General features: G+C 34.3%; 19 protein-coding genes and 4 pseudogenes. 16 read left to right on the forward strand and 7 right to left on the reverse strand.

Features of this window, described 5'->3' with window-relative positions; genetic code table 11:
• Positions 1-199: 199 nt before the first annotated feature.
• Positions 200-1,690: a UDP-glucose--hexose-1-phosphate uridylyltransferase gene (gene galT / locus NHG49_RS10250; RefSeq protein WP_064474210.1), complete on the forward strand. Its 1,491-nt coding sequence runs from the start codon at positions 200-202 to the stop codon at positions 1,688-1,690.
• 303 nt (positions 1,691-1,993) lie between these two features.
• Here the strand turns inward: galT and NHG49_RS10255 are convergent, their stop codons facing one another.
• The gene (locus NHG49_RS10255) at positions 1,994-2,302 is read right to left on the reverse strand and encodes an ArsR/SmtB family transcription factor (protein ID WP_064474209.1); all 309 of its coding nucleotides are present in this window, start codon (positions 2,300-2,302) and stop codon (positions 1,994-1,996) included.
• 108 nt (positions 2,303-2,410) lie between these two features.
• On the opposite strand from NHG49_RS10255, the pseudogene NHG49_RS10260 reads away from it, so the two are divergent.
• From NHG49_RS10260 to NHG49_RS10270, 4 genes and pseudogenes are all read left to right on the forward strand, one after another.
• Positions 2,411-3,345: pseudogene (locus NHG49_RS10260) on the forward strand (aldo/keto reductase).
• Between the two features lie 201 nt (positions 3,346-3,546).
• Positions 3,547-4,722, forward strand: a pseudogene (locus NHG49_RS10265) (MFS transporter).
• A gap of 48 nt (positions 4,723-4,770) precedes the next feature.
• Positions 4,771-4,978 (forward strand): annotated as a pseudogene (locus NHG49_RS31440) (hypothetical protein).
• Between the two features lie 142 nt (positions 4,979-5,120).
• Complete coding sequence (locus NHG49_RS10270; protein WP_064474206.1) at positions 5,121-5,483, forward strand: DUF805 domain-containing protein; 363 nt, start codon at positions 5,121-5,123, stop codon at positions 5,481-5,483.
• A gap of 96 nt (positions 5,484-5,579) precedes the next feature.
• Here NHG49_RS10270 and NHG49_RS10275 read toward each other — a convergent pair whose 3' ends face one another.
• A complete protein-coding gene (locus tag NHG49_RS10275) occupies positions 5,580-5,804 on the reverse strand; it encodes a hypothetical protein (RefSeq protein WP_258125904.1) in 225 nt (74 codons plus the stop codon).
• An 84-nt stretch (positions 5,805-5,888) separates the two neighbouring features.
• Entirely contained in the window at positions 5,889-6,236 is a 348-nt protein-coding gene (locus tag NHG49_RS10280) for a DUF4257 domain-containing protein (RefSeq protein ID WP_000426320.1), read from the reverse strand.
• Positions 6,237-6,407: 171 nt separating this feature from the next.
• Here NHG49_RS10280 and NHG49_RS10285 point away from each other — a divergent pair, with 171 nt between their 5' ends.
• From NHG49_RS10285 to NHG49_RS10305, 6 genes and pseudogenes are all read left to right on the forward strand, one after another.
• Positions 6,408-6,935, forward strand: coding sequence for a DinB family protein (locus tag NHG49_RS10285; RefSeq protein ID WP_064474205.1), 528 nt, complete (start codon positions 6,408-6,410; stop codon positions 6,933-6,935).
• A gap of 182 nt (positions 6,936-7,117) precedes the next feature.
• Positions 7,118-8,167, forward strand: a complete 1,050-nt coding sequence (rsgA, locus tag NHG49_RS10290; protein WP_064474204.1) for a ribosome small subunit-dependent GTPase A — start codon at positions 7,118-7,120, stop codon at positions 8,165-8,167.
• 309 nt (positions 8,168-8,476) lie between these two features.
• A pseudogene (locus tag NHG49_RS31905) lies at positions 8,477-9,415 on the forward strand (HAMP domain-containing protein); the annotation flags it as partial.
• A 123-nt stretch (positions 9,416-9,538) separates the two neighbouring features.
• A complete protein-coding gene (locus NHG49_RS31910; protein WP_420707519.1) occupies positions 9,539-10,357 on the forward strand; it encodes a methyl-accepting chemotaxis protein in 819 nt (272 codons plus the stop codon).
• A 196-nt stretch (positions 10,358-10,553) separates the two neighbouring features.
• Positions 10,554-10,859 carry a hypothetical protein gene (locus tag NHG49_RS10300; RefSeq protein ID WP_098102939.1) on the forward strand — a complete coding sequence of 102 codons (306 nt, stop codon included), beginning with the start codon at positions 10,554-10,556 and terminating at the stop codon, positions 10,857-10,859.
• A gap of 296 nt (positions 10,860-11,155) precedes the next feature.
• Entirely contained in the window at positions 11,156-11,524 is a 369-nt protein-coding gene (locus NHG49_RS10305; RefSeq protein WP_098102940.1) for a DUF3979 family protein, read from the forward strand.
• A gap of 36 nt (positions 11,525-11,560) precedes the next feature.
• On the opposite strand, the gene NHG49_RS10310 is transcribed toward NHG49_RS10305, so the two are convergent.
• The gene (locus NHG49_RS10310) at positions 11,561-12,601 is read right to left on the reverse strand and encodes a YkvI family membrane protein (protein ID WP_064474200.1); all 1,041 of its coding nucleotides are present in this window, start codon (positions 12,599-12,601) and stop codon (positions 11,561-11,563) included.
• 241 nt (positions 12,602-12,842) lie between these two features.
• Between NHG49_RS10310 and NHG49_RS10315 the strand changes: the two genes are divergently transcribed.
• The 3 genes from NHG49_RS10315 (at position 12,843) to NHG49_RS10325 (ending at position 15,001) form a co-directional block, all read left to right on the forward strand.
• Positions 12,843-13,286, forward strand: coding sequence for a Dps family protein (locus NHG49_RS10315; RefSeq protein ID WP_000105194.1), 444 nt, complete (start codon positions 12,843-12,845; stop codon positions 13,284-13,286).
• A gap of 107 nt (positions 13,287-13,393) precedes the next feature.
• Positions 13,394-13,849, forward strand: a complete 456-nt coding sequence (locus NHG49_RS10320) for a DUF3939 domain-containing protein (protein ID WP_098102941.1) — start codon at positions 13,394-13,396, stop codon at positions 13,847-13,849.
• A gap of 207 nt (positions 13,850-14,056) precedes the next feature.
• Positions 14,057-15,001 (forward strand): alpha/beta hydrolase, encoded by a 945-nt coding sequence (locus NHG49_RS10325; protein WP_064474197.1) that lies wholly within the window; start codon positions 14,057-14,059, stop codon positions 14,999-15,001.
• A gap of 45 nt (positions 15,002-15,046) precedes the next feature.
• Here NHG49_RS10325 and NHG49_RS10330 read toward each other — a convergent pair whose 3' ends face one another.
• Together NHG49_RS10330 and NHG49_RS10335 are read right to left on the reverse strand one after the other, a co-directional pair.
• Positions 15,047-16,048 (reverse strand): LLM class flavin-dependent oxidoreductase, encoded by a 1,002-nt coding sequence (locus tag NHG49_RS10330; RefSeq protein ID WP_098102942.1) that lies wholly within the window; start codon positions 16,046-16,048, stop codon positions 15,047-15,049.
• Positions 16,049-16,153: 105 nt separating this feature from the next.
• Entirely contained in the window at positions 16,154-16,345 is a 192-nt protein-coding gene (locus NHG49_RS10335; protein ID WP_064474195.1) for a DUF3896 family protein, read from the reverse strand.
• Positions 16,346-16,522: 177 nt separating this feature from the next.
• Between NHG49_RS10335 and NHG49_RS10340 the strand changes: the two genes are divergently transcribed.
• Both NHG49_RS10340 and NHG49_RS10345 read left to right on the forward strand, forming a co-directional pair.
• Positions 16,523-17,986: a flavin monoamine oxidase family protein gene (locus NHG49_RS10340; RefSeq protein WP_064474194.1), complete on the forward strand. Its 1,464-nt coding sequence runs from the start codon at positions 16,523-16,525 to the stop codon at positions 17,984-17,986.
• An 84-nt stretch (positions 17,987-18,070) separates the two neighbouring features.
• Positions 18,071-18,655 (forward strand): GNAT family N-acetyltransferase, encoded by a 585-nt coding sequence (locus NHG49_RS10345; RefSeq protein WP_064474193.1) that lies wholly within the window; start codon positions 18,071-18,073, stop codon positions 18,653-18,655.
• Positions 18,656-18,679: 24 nt separating this feature from the next.
• On the opposite strand, the gene NHG49_RS10350 is transcribed toward NHG49_RS10345, so the two are convergent.
• Positions 18,680-19,582 (reverse strand): aldo/keto reductase, encoded by a 903-nt coding sequence (locus NHG49_RS10350; RefSeq protein WP_064474192.1) that lies wholly within the window; start codon positions 19,580-19,582, stop codon positions 18,680-18,682.
• Positions 19,583-19,746 lie beyond the last annotated feature (164 nt).

Genomic DNA, 19,746 nt, shown 5'->3' on the forward strand with positions numbered 1-19,746 from the left:
ACATCTCATATGAATATGAGATGTTTTTTCGTATGGTTCTGTCGCATATACAAGGGAATCTAGTATTTAATTCTTTTTCATGCAACGTATATTAGAATGGTGGTTATCCCATACGTCTGTTCATAAAATTATAAAAGGTACATAAGAACTTGCATCGTAACAACGAAAACCGCTATAAGGTTAGAGGAGGTATATACGGATGATATATCAAGCTATCCAGCAGTTAATTGATCGTGCTATTGAAGTTCAATTGATTGAAAAAGAAGATGAAATATATACAAGAAATCAAATCCTTTCCTTACTTCGTTTAGATGACTTTGTAGTGGAAGCGTCAGCGCCCGCAAAGAAAGCAATTTCGGAGTTATTGGAAGAGTTAATTGAATATGCTTGTATGCATAAAGTCATTGAGGCAGTAATGGACGAGAAGGAGATTTTAGCAAGTGCAATTATGGATGTATTTATGTCCAAACCGTCCGTTATCAATTCGCTATTTTATGAAAAATACGAACAAAATCCGAAGGCTGCGACAAATTACTTCTATGAGTTAAGTAAAAACAGCAACTATATCCAGATGAAGCAAATTTCCAAAAATATAAATTATAAAGTAAATACGGAATATGGACCCATTGATATAACGATTAATTTATCAAAACCGGAAAAAGACCCGAAACAAATTGCTAGAGAGAGAGTATTGGAAAGTACAAATTATCCAAAATGTTTACTCTGTATTGAGAATGAAGGATATAGAGGCAGAATTGGACATCCAGCACGCTCGAATCATCGTATGATTCGTATGAATCTTACAGATGAAAGCTGGTTTCTACAGTATTCTCCGTATATATATTTCAATGAACACTGTATTGTATTGTCTTCAGAACACCGTGATATGAAAATTGACCGTCAAACATTTTTACGTTTGTTAAAATTTGTAGAAAAATTCCCACATTATTTCCTTGGTTCCAATGCAGATTTGCCAATTGTAGGAGGATCTATTCTAACACATGACCACTATCAAGGTGGAAACTATGAATTTGCTATGGCAAATGCATCAATCGACTTAATTTTTGAACTCACTAACTTTCCAGAAATGCAATGTTCTATTATTAAATGGCCTATGTCAGTTATTCGCTTAAGAAGTAACGACATAGAACAAATAGTAAATGCAGGGGAGTACATATTAGAGAGGTGGAAGGGATATAGTGATCCTTCTGTTCATACATTTGCATTTACGAATGATGTTCCACATAATACGATTACGCCGATTGCCCGCTACCGGAATAATATGTACGAATTGGACCTTGTTTTGCGAAACAATCGTATAAGTGAAGAACATCCGCTAGGTATTTTCCACCCTCATGCGGAAATACAACATATTAAAAAGGAAAATATCGGACTGATTGAAGTAATGGGGTTAGCTGTACTTCCGGCGCGATTAAAAACAGAACTTCAGGAAGTGGAAAAATTCTTACTTAACATTCCAAGTGATATTCCAACGCCTCATATACGATGGGCAGAACAATTAAAAATCAAATATGAAAATCGGATACATGAACAAAATGTACAGGAGATTATAAGAAAAGAAGTGGGACGGAAATTTATACAGGCGCTTGAAGATGCTGGTGTTTTTAAACGAGATGACGAAGGGATATCGGCATTTAAACGTTTTATTCAGAAGTTAAATAAGGAATGAACTTAGTAGTGATGGTGATTACAAAATGACCTAATTATATGATAAGGGAGGTAATAATATGGAGGAGTGTGAGCATAAGCAACTACAGGAATTGAAACAGATAGGCGGCCCTATATTAATGATGTGTATAAAATGTAATCAAATAATTAAAGTGTCCAAAGGATCCAGTACAAAAATAAAGTGAAAAAGAATGAAGTGTGTATATTCCTAGTGTGTGATGAACAAAGTTCCTGCTGATTAAAGTTGCATTTTATTAAAAGAATAGAAAAAACTAAAAACATCTCATATGAATATGAGATGTTTTTAGTATGGTTCTGTCGCATGTAATACGACGTCTAATAAACCGGGAAATCTAGCATGTAAGTCATCTTCACGAATTGAAATGAAACGCTGTGTTCCTTCAATGCGTGTATACATAACACCGGATTCACGTAAAACCTTGAAATGGTGAGATAAAGTTGATTTCGCAATTGGAATGTTTAACGCACCACAAGATTGTTCATTTTTCTCTAATAGCATCGTTACAATTTGTAAACGAATTTGATCGCTAAGTGCGTATAAAACAGAAGAGAATTGAATTTCTTCTCGATTTGGATGATAGAGAGTACGCATTTTTTCACCTGCTTGTATAAGTTAATATAGTTTGCACTATAACATATAAAGTGGTATATTTCTATTGTTCGAATATAATCGAACAATAGAAATATAGGGGGAGAAAAAATGAAATATACCAAATTGCAAAAGGCAGGACTACATATTTCGAAGTTGGGGTTAGGAACAAACGCTGTAGGGGACATAATTTATATGCTGATGTGAATGAGGAGGAAGGAAAACGATTAATAGAAGAAGCTATCCAGCAAGGGATTACATTTTTTGATACAGCAGATTCATATGGTTTCGGTAGATCAGAGGAATTAGTAGGAGAAGTATTGAAAGGAAGACGCCAAGAATTTGTACTTGCTACAAAAGGCGGAATACAGCCGTTATTAAATGGAGAGGTTTATATTAATAATGAACGAAGCTATTTAAGAAATGCTGTGGAAAATAGCTTAAGAAGATTACAAACTGATTATATTGATTTATATTATTTACATTTTACAAATCCAGAAACAAGTTACATAGATTCAATTGGAGAGCTTGCTCGTCTAAAAGAAGAAGGAAAACTTCGTGCAATTGGAATATCTAACGTAAACGTAGAGCAATTAAAAGAAGCGAATCAGCATGGACAGATAGATGTTGTACAAGCACCGTATAATATGTTGGATCGTGCTGTTGGGGAAGAACTTTTGCCGTATTGTATAGAATCAGGTATTTCATTTATTCCATACGGGCCTCTTGCTTTTGGGATATTAGGTGGTAAATATACAGAAGATTTTAAATTGAATGAAGGAGATTGGCGTCAAAGTGTAAGTTTATTTGAAGAAAATACATATAAGAGTAACTTTAAAAAAGTTGAGAAGTTAAAAGGCGTAGCTAGAGAAGAGAGTGTCGAAGTATCGCATTTAGCTTTAGCGTGGCTATTAAACAAAAAAGGAATTGATACTGTTATACCTGGTGGGAAACGGGCGGAGCAAATAAGAGAAAGTGTAAGAGCAATGGAAGTTTCATTGAATGAGAAGGTTATGAAAGAAATTGCATCTATTTTAGAAGATTAGTTGAGAAGAGGGGTACTTCCCTCTTTTTATCCCGCATTAACGGGCAGTAAGACACCCACCTCAAAATTTAGCGGAAGCAAAGAAGTTAGGTGGGGGATCAACTGCCCGTAAAAGCCCGATTGGTTCAACTAATAATCAGTGGGGGATGAATAAAACCCCCACTGATTAAAGTTTCACTTTATATAAAAGGAGAAGGTTTAAATGAAAAGAGTACTAGCTGTATTCTTTATGATAATGTTTATGATAGGTACAGATACTTTCTTAATTTCGCCACTTTTACCGACATTACAACAGGTGTATCATGTTTCAACTGAGCTATCAGGATGGATGGTGAGTTCATATGCTTTAGGATACGCTGGATTTGCGCTTATTGCTGGTCCTATATCAGATGGCTTAAATAGAAAAAAAGTGATGGTAATAGGAATGAGTTTTTTTGCGTTAAGTACGTTTTTATGTGGAATGGCACCGAGTTTTCTATGGATGCTAGCATTTAGATTTTTAGCAGGTGTAAGTGCAGCCTTTGTATCTCCACAAGTGTGGGCATCTATTCCGCTCCTTATAGAGAAGGAGCAAATTGTAAAGGCAATTGGAATTGCAACAGCAGGGTTAGCAATCTCTCAAATTTTAGGGCTGCCAGTTGGATCGTATTTGGCAATGATACACTACACAATACCATTCTTCATCATCGGTATATTATCAGCACTACTTGTCGTTCTTATCTATGTAGTATTACCAGAAATACAACCGGTTTATATAGGTGGAAGTAAAACAAACATCTTAAAGCGCTATAAACAATTACTTACAGATTCAAAGGTTTCACTTTCTTAATTTGCATATTTTGTTTTTCAAACTGGTAATTTTGCTGCATTTTCATTTTTCGGTGTATGGCTTTCCATTCAATTTGGTTTACAAGTTCATGAAATAGGAACAGCTATGCTTGTATTAGGGTTAGGAAATTTAACAGGGAATATTTTTGGCCCAAGAATTGTAAATAAAATTGGTTATAACCTTTCTTTCTATGGTGGAATTATATTTACAGCAGTGCTATATGTAGTACTTCCTCATGTAAAGAACATTATATTTGTGGAGCTATTATTCTTTGTTTTATTTTTTGTGACAGGAATTTTGTTTGTATTGATGATGAGGCACTTACAAAACCTGTCTAGTGTAGCAAGAGGAACAGGAGCCGCGCTTGCTAATGCTTCTATGTATATTGGTCAAATGATTGGAGCGGCAATAGCAGGACTGCTATTTGCAGCATCTCACAATTTTATACTTATAGGTAGTTTTACTGCGTTACTATATATAGGAGCTTTATTTTTGTTTAGAAAAAGTGAAAAGCTTAATGAAGATAGTGAAACAGGAATTGCATCATAAAGCCTGTATAAATATTTCGCAAATCAGAATTAATCAGAGTGTGAATACATGAATGTGCTTTTAATTACAGTGGTTACTAAAAGTATAGAAATAGTAGAAGAAATGTATTGTAACAATGTTATGAGGACTTCAAAAATAAAAAATCCCTACAAAGATAGGGATTTATATATCGGCATATAGTTCCTTGGAAAAGGATATATGTAGTTTAACATATAGGACTACTTATATTTGTGAAATAGATGTGAAAGTAATGTGAAAAATGCTGAAAAAAAAACTATTTAAATAGAGGATAATTTAGATGAGGATATGGATTTTACATAAATGCTGTGTTATATTTCTACTTATCTGTTAATAATTACATGTTTTAATTTTATTGGGGATAAAAGGGAGAGATTTAAATGCAATGGTATTTGAAAGCTCTAAAGGATTATGGGAATTTTAGTGGTAGAGCTACGCGAAAAGAGTACTGGACTTTTAGTTTATCGAATATCGTAATTTTTTGGTTATTGGTATTTTTCTCATCATTTTCAGAGGTGTTAGTTGCTATTATTGCGTTGCTATTTATGTTAGTAATGATTATACCAAGTTTTTCGGTTGGTGCACGACGATTGCATGATATTGGGAAAACAGGATGGTGGCAACTATTAAATTTTGTACCGTTTGGTAGCATTGTTTTACTTGTATTTTTTATCATTGAAAGTGAAGAAAATGACAATCAATACGGACCAAATCCGCATTCAGATTTAAAAGAAGCGATTTAATAAACCTATTATTAAAATGGTTTGCACGGGCTAATATTATATAGCATGGCAAGAAGAAAAAATTCTAAATAAAAAGCACTGTTTTAGTTAATGTAACTAAAACAGTGCTTTTCTCTTTGATTGAACTGTTGCTGCATTTTCATCATGTATGCCTGCATCTTTAATAATTCGTTGTTTTGCTTTATTTAATAGATGGTCTACTGCTTCACCAAAATAATTAGCTTCGCCTTTTGTGCGGGCTTCTCGTAAACATTTATAGTTTTCTAGCAGTTCCTCTTTTTCAGTGTTTGTTAAGAAATCTTCTATTTTCTTTTTTGTCATACGAAACACCCTTTCTTCTGACAAACGACGCAATAGAAAATATTTATTGTTTATTATAGCAATAATTTTTAAAGAAAGTATAGACTAACGTCGTAATAATTTGTCAATTTCTTGAATCTTCTCATCAGCTTTCCCAATTTGTGTATTTTTAGCCTGCTCACCACCAAGCGCTTGGTGCAGTAAGAAAGTCTGACCGGAAATAGCAGTCACAATGGATACTTTTATAATTTCTTTTATTAAGGTGACATCGAATAGAACGAGTCCAAGAAGTGCAGCTAAGCTACCAGTGAAAATATCAGTCAAAAACCCAAAGTGAAAAAAAGTTTTCAAACGGCGTGGAAGCAATAACTTGCCTTGGTTATTGATAAGATGGGAAACGAAACCAGTAATGCCACCAACGAGAACAGCAGTTAGCCATTGATACATTTCCATCGAATCCACTCCTTTTAGTGAATAAGATTCGATTCTTTTATATTGATTCCTTTTAATATTTCATAGAAGCATATTGAGAAAGTTTGTTTGGGTTTATTACGTATTCAATTTAATTATAACAGAAAAATCTGATATTTTTCAGTCTATTATATGAAGCGGTTATTCCTTAATATGAATATAAATTATCGAATAAGAAGTGTAGATGGTTATACAAAAAATATAGGGGAATTAGTAAGGATGCTGGAGCATACGAGGGCTGTAACATTACAGGAAATAAACGATCTATCTGTTGAGCAATTAGATTTCATTATGACGAGTGGAGGGAATTCCATCGGAGCGTTACTAAAGCATATAGCAGCTATAGAAAAAGCCCATCAACTTATTTCATTTCAAGAGCGCGACTTTACAAAAGAAGAATTAGAAATATGGGAAGACGCACTATATTTAGGGAAAGCGGGGAGAATAATCCGTAGTCATGAAATACAGTATTATGTACAACTTCTACAAAGTGTTCGAGAAGAATCTCTGAAGTATTTGAATGAACAAGATGATGAATGGCTTATGTCAGAAGGAAAGTGGCCTAACGGTGTAGCGTATAACCAGCACTATCTGTGGTTTCATGTGCTAGAAGATGAGGTTAGTCACTGTGGACAAATTAGAATGATGAAAAATAAAATATTTGAAAATTGTGTTAAATAAGGTAGCTTTTTAAATGGATATTCCATATAATGAGAGTAATTAAAATGAGAACGGAGTGATGTATTATGGCGAAAATAACGTATATGAATAATAAACCAAATACAAAGGTGGATGGAAAGGGCGAGACTGTATAAGTGAGCGCACGATCCTTCCGCTTAGCTTAAACTAGGGAGGATATCAATTTGAATCAAAATATTTTAGAATCATTCGGCTGGGATTCTTTTTTTGAAGAACAAGCTGTAGAGAACTTTGAAGTAGGGCGTATTTTACTTGAGCATAAACATATATATCGAATTATTTGTAATGATGGTGAATATATGGCAGAGCTGTCTGGAAAGTTTCGGCATGAAGTAGTAACGAAGGGAGATTATCCAGCGGTTGGTGATTGGGTGTATATAAAGAAAATAGAGAATGAAAAGAAAGCAATTATTCATCGTATTTTTCAAAGAAGAAGCTCTTTTTCTAGACAAGAGGCTGGTAATCGAACGGAAGAACAAGTAATAGCAGCAAATGTAGATTATCTATTTTTAGTAAATGCACTTAACCATGATTTTAACGTAAGAAGAATAGAACGTTATTTACTATTAGCGTATGAAAGTGGTGCAATGCCTGTTATTGTTTTAACAAAGAGTAGCTTATGTGAAGACGTGGAACAGAAAATTGTTGAAACGGAAGCTGTGGCAATTGGTGTTCCGATTTTCGTCGTTGATAGTTTAGAGCATACTGGTATTGAATCGTTGCAGCAATTTGTTTCTTCTGGGAAAACAATTGCTCTAGTCGGATCATCGGGGGTTGGAAAATCGACTTTGCTAAATGCACTTATAGGAATTGAAGTAGCAAAAATGGGAGATATTCGTGAGGAAGATAGTAAAGGAAGGCATACGACAACTCATCGTGAATTGTTCCGATTACCGAGTGGTAGTTTAGTTATTGATACTCCGGGTATGAGGGAACTGCAGCTTTGGGAAGGTAGCGATGCAATTCAAACAACATTTTCTGATATTGAAAAATTAGCAAAAACGTGCCGTTTTAGGGACTGTAAGCATGAAAATGAGCCAGGATGCGCAGTGCATCATGCAATTGATAACGGAATTGTTACGATAAATCGTTTGCAAAGCTATAAAAAATTACAAAAAGAACTGGCGTATTTTATGAGAAAACAAGATGCTGTTCTTGCAAGAGCAGAGCGTGATAAGTGGAAAAAGATTTCTAAACAGCATAAAAAAATGTAAAAAGCCAAAGGGTGGTTCCCTTTGGCTTTTTTTTGTATTTGTAAATTTTATAATAATATTATTCAAATATATAGACAAAGGGAATTTAATTGTTTAAACTTTACAAAGTATTCATCGTAATAGATTATGAAAATAATAATTTAGGGATGGGAAATGTTTAGAACTCGCTAGATTTAACTTTTGAAATTGAAAAGCAGGAGGTTTGTAATGGGTAGACTATTAAATTGGTTTCGTGATATGAAAGTAGCAAAAAAACTACTAATTTCGTTTTTTATCATTTTAATTGCGGCTGTCTCTATTATTGGAGGTATGTCTTATCAAACAGCTAAAAAGAATTTTGAATCACAAATTACGAGCAGTGCTCACGACAATATAAAAATATTAGATAATTTAATCAATCAAATGATTGAGGCGAAATTTAATGATGTGAATAACTTTGCACGGGTGATTCAAGGTAATATGTATCAAGGGGATAATCAAGAAGAATTAAGAAAGATGTTATCTCAATATATCAATTTGAATAAAGATATTGAACAAGTATACGTTGCTGGGAATGATAAGAAATTTGTGCAAGAACCAAATATACAAATGGCAGCAGACTATGATCCAACAGAACGTTCTTGGTATAAAGATGCAGTGGCAAAACAAGGTGGTATTGTAATTACTGAGCCCTACAAAGCGAAGGGGAATGGACATATTGTCGTAACGATTGCAAAACAAGTAGAAGATAAAAACGGTGTTGTAGCGGTAGATTTAAGTTTAGAGAATTTATTAAAAACAACAAAGTTAATCAATATTGGTAAAAAGGGATATGCTTTCATTTTAGATGGGCAACAAAAAATAATTGCACATCCTCAAGAAAAATCAGGGGGAAAAGCAGCTGATTCTTGGGCGAAGAAAATTTATGAAGATAATCATGGCGCTTTTTCATATATGTATGATGGCAGCGAAAAACAAATGGTATTTGCTACAAATGTAAAAACAGGTTGGAAAATCGGTGGGACGATGTACTCAAATGAAGTAATTGAAGCTGCGCAGCCTGTATTTTACAATATGTTAATCGTTATGTTCATTTCATTAGTTATAGGTGGGTCACTTATTTATTTTGTGACACTTTCTATAACGAAGCCATTAAAGAGATTAGTTATTACTTCTAAAGAAATAAGTGAGGGAGATTTAACGCAAACAATCGAAATTCATTCTAATGATGAAATTGGCCAACTTGCAAAAGGATTTAATGAGATGACAGATGCATTGCGAACGTTAATTGGAAGAATTAATACTTCGGCCGGGCATGTTGCAGCAGCATCAGAAGAGCTAACGGCAAGTGTAAGACAAGCGAGTGAAGCGACTGAGCAAATTACAATGGCAATGGATGAAATATCGAGTGGGGCAACTACGCAAACGACAAGTGTAGAAAATGGTGCAATGTTACTATTTGATGTAACAGAAGGAATTCAGCATGTAGCAAATAGTTCATCATCAATTAGTACGGCTTCTGCTCATACTCGTGAAAAAGCAGAAGATGGTGGAAAACTAGTCGGAAAAACAGTAAATCAAATGCAGTCTATTGCAGAATCTGTTTCACAATCAGATGAAGTTATACAGTTGCTAAATAATAAATCAAAACAAATTGGTGACATACTAGAAGTCATTCAAAATATTGCAGATCAAACAAATCTTCTAGCTTTGAATGCGGCAATTGAAGCTGCAAGAGCAGGAGAGCATGGAAGAGGATTTGCAATTGTTGCAGATGAAGTACGTAAATTGGCGGAGAAGTCTAGCGAATCTTCTAGTGAGATTAGTAAATTAATATGTGAAATACAAGATGACATGAGTAAGACGGTAAAATCTATGGGTCATGTAAATGAAGAAGTTCAATCTGGACTTGTTATTGCGAATGAAACGAAGCAAAACTTTACTGAGATTTTACAATCTACAAATGAAATTGCAGATCAAATTAAAACGATGGTTGAAACGGCTAATGGGATGTCAAAAGGTGCAAATGAAGTGTCTATTTCAGTAGGTCAAATTGCAATGACAGCACAGAACAATGCGACGAGTACTCAAAACGTTGCAGCATCAGCAGAAGAACAACTAGCGTCCATTGAGGAGATTAGTTCGGCGGCTGGTACATTATCTCAAATGGCTGAAGAGTTACAAGGGTTAATTGAAAGATTTAAAGTGTAACAGAGGACAGACTACTCCAAAATAGCAGTATGCGATTTTGGAGTAGTCTGTTTTTATTATGTAACATGAAATGGGATAGAGAGTATTTTTATGATGTTTAAAGGTATATCATGTATAATATTTGTCGAAAAATAGAGGTATTTGTTAACTTTGTGTATAATTATAGTCATATAAAATGCAAATAAAGGAGATTACTATGGGAGGTTATTGGGGTACCAAAAGACATTCTTGGCTTAGTTATGTCTCGTTTTGGTTAAGTATTTCATTTTTTATTGTCTTTTTAATTGAAGTGTTTATTTTAAAAACACTTTCGAATAGTTCGGTGCAAATTGTTAAATATTTTTATTTTATACTTGTACCAGTAAACATCTTTCTTAGTTTAAAGTTACTCTTTAAGAAGAATGAAAAGAAAGCATTACCTATTTTTAGTTTCATTGTATCATTATTATTTACAATTTTAATACTAGTATTAGCGTTAGCAGCTACTGGGAAATTCTTTTAAGGAGAGTGATATAAGTCACTCTTCTTTTTTGTTGTTGCAAGCAAATAATAAGTGGAGGATGGACAAAAAGTGGATTTGCTTAAGTGTGATATTATTTGAAAGCTATAGAAGAGTATTAAGAAATGAAATAGGAGATAACTCACACCGCAATGAAGAGAATCAGGTATTTTATATGCATCTATGAAGCAAATGAATACGGTAAAAACGGCGATATATGGTACAATACATATGGAAAGTGATAGAGATAAAGGGTATATAAAATACTCATCGTTTTTTAGTAAGAGAGGGGTTATCTTATGCTATACGAGGATTTGATGACATTATTTCAAGCAGCTCCGAAAGAAGAAGGTAGAGGCGGCTGGAAATATATAATCCAGGAACGAAATGATAAATATGAAATTGTTGATGAAATGTTGAAAAATCAAATGAGTGTTGAAGTGTATTTTAATGAATATGATGAGGTGAAAATCACTTTATATAAAGATGGAATGCCTATTTCTATTATGCAAAGAATTGCGATTTCAAAAGTTGAATTAGACGAAGATGAAGAAGGGATTCAATTCGTTTTAGAACGTATGCCTAGTCGGATGATTCGCTTGCAATTAAAGCCATATTTAGCACTCGAAATGGGGCCGTACTGGGAAGTATGCGATGATTGTGAATGAACATAAAAGAAGCATCCAATAACATGGATGCTTCTTTTATGTTTTTTGAAGTTGTTTAAAAGCAATAATTGGCAGTAAAATGATGCTGACCCACCCGATTATAGGGTATAGAATGTGGAGTAATTCACTGTAACCAATGTAACTAAAGCAATAACTAATTAGTAAAATGAAGAAAATAATATTGTTACTTTTCCATCCGGTGATGGATTGCATTTGTTTTGTCATTCCGAACACATTACCAACTAAAGTTGTGAACACTTCACCGAAAATGATAAGAACAAAGAAAAAGTGAAAAGTTGCATTGAATTTTCTTATGACTTCAGCCATTGGGATATTATATTGATAAAATTGATCGACTGATAAGATAGCTAAATGGCTACATAATAAAATTAAAGAAAGTCCTGCACCGCCTAAAATACCGCCCCATAAAATGGCCTTTCGATCTTTTACTTCACTGGCTAACGGGACGAGAACGCTTTGGGCGAGAGAAAGATTTAAGGCGACATATGTAATAGGACTAGTAATCCACTTCATATTCCAGCTTTCTGCAGGAATAGTGTCACTAATAGAAGTTGTACCGTGAAAAAAAGTTGTAATAGCAAGTCCGATAATAAAAATCATCATAATAGGTACGACAAGTGTATTAACTTCAAAAACCCCTTGTAACCCGCGACTACCTATAATGAGACAGGCGATCAATATAATGAAAATACCAAGTTGTCTTGGTAAACGAAGTTGCTCTTCAAATACCGCCCCCGCTCCTGATAACATAACGCTCGTTACACCAAATAATACGAGTAATAATAGTGTGTTTACAACATTGCCAAATACATCCCCAAATAAATATTTGTTAAATTCTTGCGCTGAAAATGCACCAATTTGTGATGAAAGTAACATCATCTTTGTGCCAAGCCAAATAAAAAAAAATCCACTTACACATATGCCAATTGTTCCATATAATCCGTTCACTGTGAAAAATTCAACAATTTCTCGTCCAGTAGCAAATCCAGCTCCAACGACTGTTCCAATATAAGTAGCAGCGACTTTCTTTGCCACTTGCCATTGTTGATTGTCCATGTTATCCCTCTTTCTACTACGATGAGCTTGATTTACTATTATGCATATGTATGAGCTTGGACAATTAGACGTATGAAGTGTTTGAAAACATACATGAATTAAAAGATATTAGGGAAGTATTAAAGGTGTTAAAACTTTGTTACATATGAGCCAATCGTTCGAAAGGATAGGAAATGTATGGTAACATGTAACTAGGTTATTAAAAGATAAACATTATGAAATGATAAGAGGAGTGGATTGTATGAGTACGAAAACAAATGTTGTTGAAGTATTAAACAAGCAGGTAGCAAACTGGAATGTGTTATATGTGAAACTACATAATTATCACTGGTATGTGACAGGACCACACTTCTTTACGTTACATGAAAAATTTGAAGAGTTTTACAATGAAGCTGGAACAAATATTGATGAATTAGCAGAACGTATTTTAGCGTTGGAAGGTAAACCGCTAGCGACAATGAAAGAATATCTTGCAACATCTAGTGTGAATGAAGGGACAAGCAAGGAATCTGCAGAAGAAATGGTGCAAACATTAGTGAATGATTATTCTGCACTTATTCAAGAATTAAAAGAAGGTATGGAAGTTGCTGGTGAAGCTGGCGATGAAACATCAGCGGACATGTTGTTAGCGATTCATACAACATTAGAACAACATGTATGGATGCTAAGTGCGTTCTTAAAATAAATATAAGTATATAAAGAAAAAAGGCATTGAAAAATTCTTTCAATGGCTTTTTTTGTAATTTTTCAGTTTTCTTTTATGCTATAATATAGTAAAAAGGAGGCGATGCGATGTTTCGCTTTTTCAGAACTGGAAAAGAAGAGCGTGAAATTACGAAAGATGAATTAGAACAAGCGATGGCTAAGTTTCTAGAAAAGAATGCTAATATTGTTTATACAGTATTAGTAAATGATGATTATACAGTAAATTATGATTTGTTAAAGCCGTATTTACTTGCATTTCCAACAAATAGTTTTCTTATTACGAAGGAAACGCTTGAGGTATTTGAACATACAGAAGAAAACCTAAACCTAGTTAAAGAAATTGATATCGTACAAAAAGCAGTAGATCAGTACGTAACAGAAAAAGAAATGTTTCCAATTGTTGAAGGTAGTGAAGAGCGTCTTATATGCGGGATGAAATTAGGACCGTATTTAAATCGTATATTAAAAAGAGATTTATATATTTCAGAAAAACATTATTTAGTTTCAAGTAAACCAGACAGAAAAAAACAAAAGAGTGGGTAGATGTATGGAAAACAACAATAAATATATTGTTGTCTTTTTTTGTTTATAAAAATATTGATTTTTCAGTCTATTCAATTTTATACTAAACTTATTGGACGAAGGGGAGTAATGATTAAGTATTGTTAGCTTGAGTTATATACAGTGATTACAGAATGGTATAAAGGTTTGAGAACTAAATATTATAAAAGATTACGGGGGAATGGGTGTATGAAAAATAGTATGACTTACATTCAATTATTAAATGAAACGTTACATTGTTACGCAAATAAAGGAAGTTTGGAAGCATACACTTATATAATGGAGCATGCGAAAGGCATAGTGGGGAATGAGGCGCAAATATATAATTTCAAATATGCACTAGCGAGTGCAGCGGGGCTTGAAGAAGAAGCGTTACAGTTAATGAAGGAAGCTATTATAGACAATGGATTTTGGTACGGAAATGAATATTTAATTACCGACGACGATTTAAAATCACTACATAAATTTGAAGAGTTTCATAAAATGGTTCAATTATGTAAAGAGAGAGAAGAATTAGCAAAGAAAACAGAACGAGCAGACGTGAAATTTATAGATGGTAAGAAAAAAGAAAAACTATTTATTGCAATGCACGGAGATCAAGAAAATATAGAAATAATAGAACCATATTGGAAAACTGTTTTGACACAAGATTATACGTTAGCTTTACCACAGTCTTCGCAAATTCAGTTTTCAGATGGGTTTGTTTGGGATGATATACATAGAGGGAAAGAAGAATTAAAAGAGCATTACGTTAATTTTAAAGAAAATCATACAGTAGAAAGTGTAATAATTGGTGGTTTTTCTGCTGGTGCAAGAGTAGCTTTGTATACGATTTTACAAAAAGATATAGATGTAGATGGTTTTATTTTTGTGGCGCCGTGGCTTCCAGAGATTGAAGAATGGAATGAGTTGTTAGGAGTGCTACAAGATAAAAATATAAAGGGATATATAGTGTGTGGGGAACAAGATGAAGATTGTTTCGAATGTACGCAGCAATTTGTACAATTATTAAAAGATAGGAACATTGAACATAAGTATAAAGTTGTACCTAACTTAAATCATGATTACCCTAATCATTTTGATGAGTTATTAAAAGAGGCTATTGAATATATAGAAAATGAAAACAAGAAGTAGTAAGAAAGGGAGATGCATCGTAATTGATGTATCTCCCTTTTATCATTATAAATGAAAAGCATTTGCTAGTAAGCGATAGGAATTCAATTTATCTTCAAATCGATGGGTAATTGTGACAATCATAAATTCTTCAGTATTGTACGCTTTGCTTAAGTTTACGATTTTTTCTTTCACAGAAGATGGATCACCGACGATCATACGTTGACGATTTTCTTTTATACGGAATAAATCATAAGCGCTGTATGAATAATTTTGTGCAGTTTCAATAGAAGGAGTACCAGTTGTACGCTTTCCTTGTTCTAGTAATAAGATTGATAAATCTAAACTAGAAGCGATTTTTTCTGCCTCTTCATTTGTTTCTCCGCAAATAACAAAAATAGCGACGATTGATTTTGGTTTATCTCCTAAATAGGAAGGTTGGAATTGTTCCTGATAAGCTTCCATTACTTCAGGGCCACCGTATCCGTTAATGAACTGTGCGAATGCAAAAGAAGCACCTTGTTTTGCAGCAATCATTGCACTCTCTCCGCTAGAACCGAGCATCCACATCTCAGGAGATGTTGTAATTACAGGAGTAGCCTTTAAATTTGCATAATGATGGTTTTCTGGTACTTGATCATGTAAGTACATTGCCACATCTGCAATTTGTTCTGGATATTGATCAAGTGAGACCATTTTCCCTTCTTGAAGTGCGCGAGTTGCAATTGGCATACCACCAGGTGCTCTGCCGACACCAAGGTCAATACGATTTGGATAAAGCGCTTCTAAAACGCGGAAATTCTCAGCAACTTTATATGAGCTATAGTGCGGCAACATAACACCACCTGAACCCACTCTCATACGATTTGTTTTTGCTGCAATATGAGAAATAAGTATTTCAGGACTTGAACCAGCAAGGCTGACAGAGTTGTGATGCTCCGATACCCAAAAGCGTGTATATCCGAGTTTTTCAACTTCTTGTGCAAGCGTAACTGTATGTGAAAAAGCTTGGGCTGCTGTACTACCATCTGAAATAGGTGATTGGTCTAATACACTTAATTTGATCATAGAATATACCTCTCAATCTTAATGTACATCCTATTATATATTTACTTACGAAAAATGCGTAATAAAATGCTCAAAATATAAAGTGGATAAATTCTATATTTACTTTTAACGAGAAAATCCTCGTTCATAATGATTCATTTCAACTAAATTTAAAATATATTCGTAGTTATCAATCTCAAGTTTTAGTTGTTCACGCTCTTTTTTAGATAGATGCTTACAACTAAGTTTGTTGCATAGTTGGTGCTTCTTTCCTTCTAAATATTTCTTTGTAGCGTGGTAGTCGTAAGTTTGTTTCATTTTCAACCACTCCTTCTTTGCCGTTGCTATATTATACGAAGCGTGAAGAGATGTGAAAGCTACCTCTTATGTACTTTTAGTGAATATTCCACTTGCTATGTTGTTATGTTTATAGGAATTTATGAATAAAATGCACTAAACCACTAATGCCCATTTTATGAAGTAAGGGGTGGAATTGTGCAGAAAGATATAATGTATAACATTGAGATGGATGAAGTGTTGAAAGTGATAAATCAAGGGTTAAAGAAGACGACACGTTCGAAACAAATTATAGTAGTAGGGGCCGGTATGGCTGGGTTGGTTTCGGCATCTTTATTAAAGGCTGCAGGACATGATGTGAAGATTTTTGAAGCAAACAACCGGGTAGGTGGCCGCATAGAGACGGTTAGAATGGAAGATACCGGATTATATTTAGATGTTGGGGCAATGAGAATTCCGTATTCGCACACATTAACGATGGCATATATAAGAAAATTTGGGCTACAGGTGAGCCCGTTTATTAATAGGAATGAGACGGATATCATTTTCGTAAATGGCCGGAAAACGACATTAAAACAATACGAAAAAGATCCAAGTATATTAAAGTATCCTGTAGAAATGAATGAGGTCGGAAAAACGTCTGAGGAGCTATTATTGCTAGCGGTACAGCCCATTATAAATTTTATAAAAAAGAACCCAGAGAAAAATTGGGATGTTGTAGTAAAGGATTTTGGGAGATACTCTACAGGACAATTTTTAAAGTATCATCCTTATCAATATAATACGTATTTCTCGCCAGTAACAATTGAGATGATCGGTGTTCTATTAGATTTAGAAGGTTTTTTGGAAAGGTCATTTGTTGAGACACTACGCTTTTTATACATTATGCAGGAGGAGAGTGGATTTTGTGAAATAGTAGGCGGGAATGATAGATTACCAAAGTCTTTCTTACCACAATTAGAAGAAAATATTATATATAATCAAAAATTAATGAAGCTACATCAACACAATAACGGTGTGACAGCTTTCTATCGAAACGAGGAAACTTTTGAGTATAGTAGTATTACAGGGGATTTAGTTATTATTACAATTCCATTTTCGACAATGCGCTTTGTGGAAGTAGATCCATTTGATTCTATATCTCATGAAAAATGGAAAGCAATTCGTGAATTGCATTATATGCCAGCGACAAAAATAGGAATTCAATTTAAAAGTCGATTTTGGGAAGAACAAGGACAGTTAGGTGGCAGGATTATAACGGATTTACCAATTCGTTACGCCTATTATCCAAGTCACGGAATTGGAGAAAAAGGACCCGCTATGATGTTAGGCAGCTATACATGGTCTTATGATGCATTGTTATGGGATGGGTTATCAAAAGGTGATCGTATTTATTACACATTACAAAATTTAGCGACAATATTAGGCGGTCAAGTATATGATGAGTTCATGTCTGGCATATCAAAAAGTTGGACATTGGATCCATATGCACTTGGAGGGTTTGCGCTATTTCAGGCAGGGCAAGAATCTGAGCTACAACCAGCGATTATAAAACCAGAGGGGAGATTATACTTTGCAGGTGATCATACAACGTTATATCACGGATGGATACAAGGTGCAATTGAATCTGGAGTTCGTGTAGCGGTAGAGGTAAATGGTTAAAATGTGTAAAATTCAGAAATTTCTTTACTGTATGGTTTGAGATGGATATTATTATATATAAAAGCATTAAAAGGAGTGTTGAAAGTGAATCCGTTATTATTCGATTTTCCTTCTGAATTTTATACTGATAGGCTATTTATTCGAATGCCGAAACCGGGTGACGGTAAAGCTGTATACGATGCAATTCAAGCTTCTATGAAAGAATTAAAACCATGGATGGTTTTTGCACAGAAAGAGCAAACAGAGGAAGAAGTAGAGATGAGTATTAGAAAATCGCATATTCAATTTTTGCAACGTGAGGATTTAAGATTACTAGTTTTTTCGAAAGAAACAGGTGAATTTATTGCATCAGCTGGATTGCATCGCATTAATTGGGATATACCTCAATTTGAAATTGGGTATTGGATTGATTCAAGGTTTAGTGGAAAGGGTTATATGCTAGAGGCTGCAAAAGGTATAATGGAGTTTGCTTTCACTGAATTGAAAGCAAACCGCGTAGAAATTCGATGCGATTCTTTAAATAAGAAGAGTAGAGCGATACCTGAGAAATTAGGCTTTAAGTTAGAAGGCACATTGGAAAGTGCGAGTGTAGCGGTAGATGGAAATGGATTAAGGGATATGTGTGTATTTGCCATGACTAGAAATACATATGAAAAAGAAGAGCTGTAAAGAAACAGCTCTTCTTTTTGTGTATTATGGTACAGGATGTCCATTAGAGCTTTCGAAAATTGTAAACCATTGTTGACGATCTAAATTAACTTTTGTAGCAAGAGCGGCTGTTTTAACACGGTCTAATTTACCAGATCCAACGATTGGCATCATGTTAGCTGGATGAGCAAGCAGCCATGCATACATAACTGTATCGATGCTAGTAACATCTAGTTCAGTAGCAACCTTTTGTAACGTTTCACGTAAACGTACGGCACGTTCTGATTGACCAGTAAAGATTTCTCCGCCAGCAAGAGGCGACCAAATCATAGGATTGATTCGCTTTTCTTGGCATAAATCAATTGTCCCTTTTTCGAAATGTTCAAGCTGCATCGCAGATACTTCAATTTGATTTGTAATGAGCGGGAAATCTAAATAAGAACTTAACATATTAAACTGTGAAGGTAAAAAGTTAGATACACCGAAGTGACGGACTTTTCCTTCTTGCTTTAAGCGTGAGAACGCTTCTGCTACTTCATTTGGATCCATAAATGGATCAGGGCGATGAATGAGCAGTACATCAATATAATCAGTATGTAAGTTTCGTAATGAGTCTTCCGCGCTTTTTATTATATGTTCAGTACTCGTATTGTAGTGCGCAACATATCGCTCTGGAAATTTTGGTGATGGGGGAGCGATTCCACATTTTGTGATAATTTGCATGTCTTCGCGTAAGGAAGGCTTGAGTTGTAATGCTTCTCCAAATAATCCTTCACACGTATATCCGCCATAAATATCAGCATGATCGAAAGTAGTAATTCCCATATCCATACAAGCTTCCATAAAAGAGAGTAACTCTTGCTTTGTCATATTCCATTCTGCTAAACGCCAAAAACCTTGAATAATACGAGAAAATTCTAGTGTTTCGGCCATTTGAACTCGTTCCATTATAAGTACCTCCTTGATGAATGAATCATTTTTTGAAAAGGCTTTCTTGCTACATATTATTATATAGTTACAGTGTCGTACATACAATAAATATGTTTTGCTACAAAAACGATTTTCCCTATATGCTATAATGTAAAAACATATAGCTATAAGGAGATGTACGA

It is taken from the genome of Bacillus sp. IBL03825 (assembly GCF_024712505.1).
Lineage (GTDB): Bacteria > Bacillota > Bacilli > Bacillales > Bacillaceae_G > Bacillus_A > Bacillus_A wiedmannii.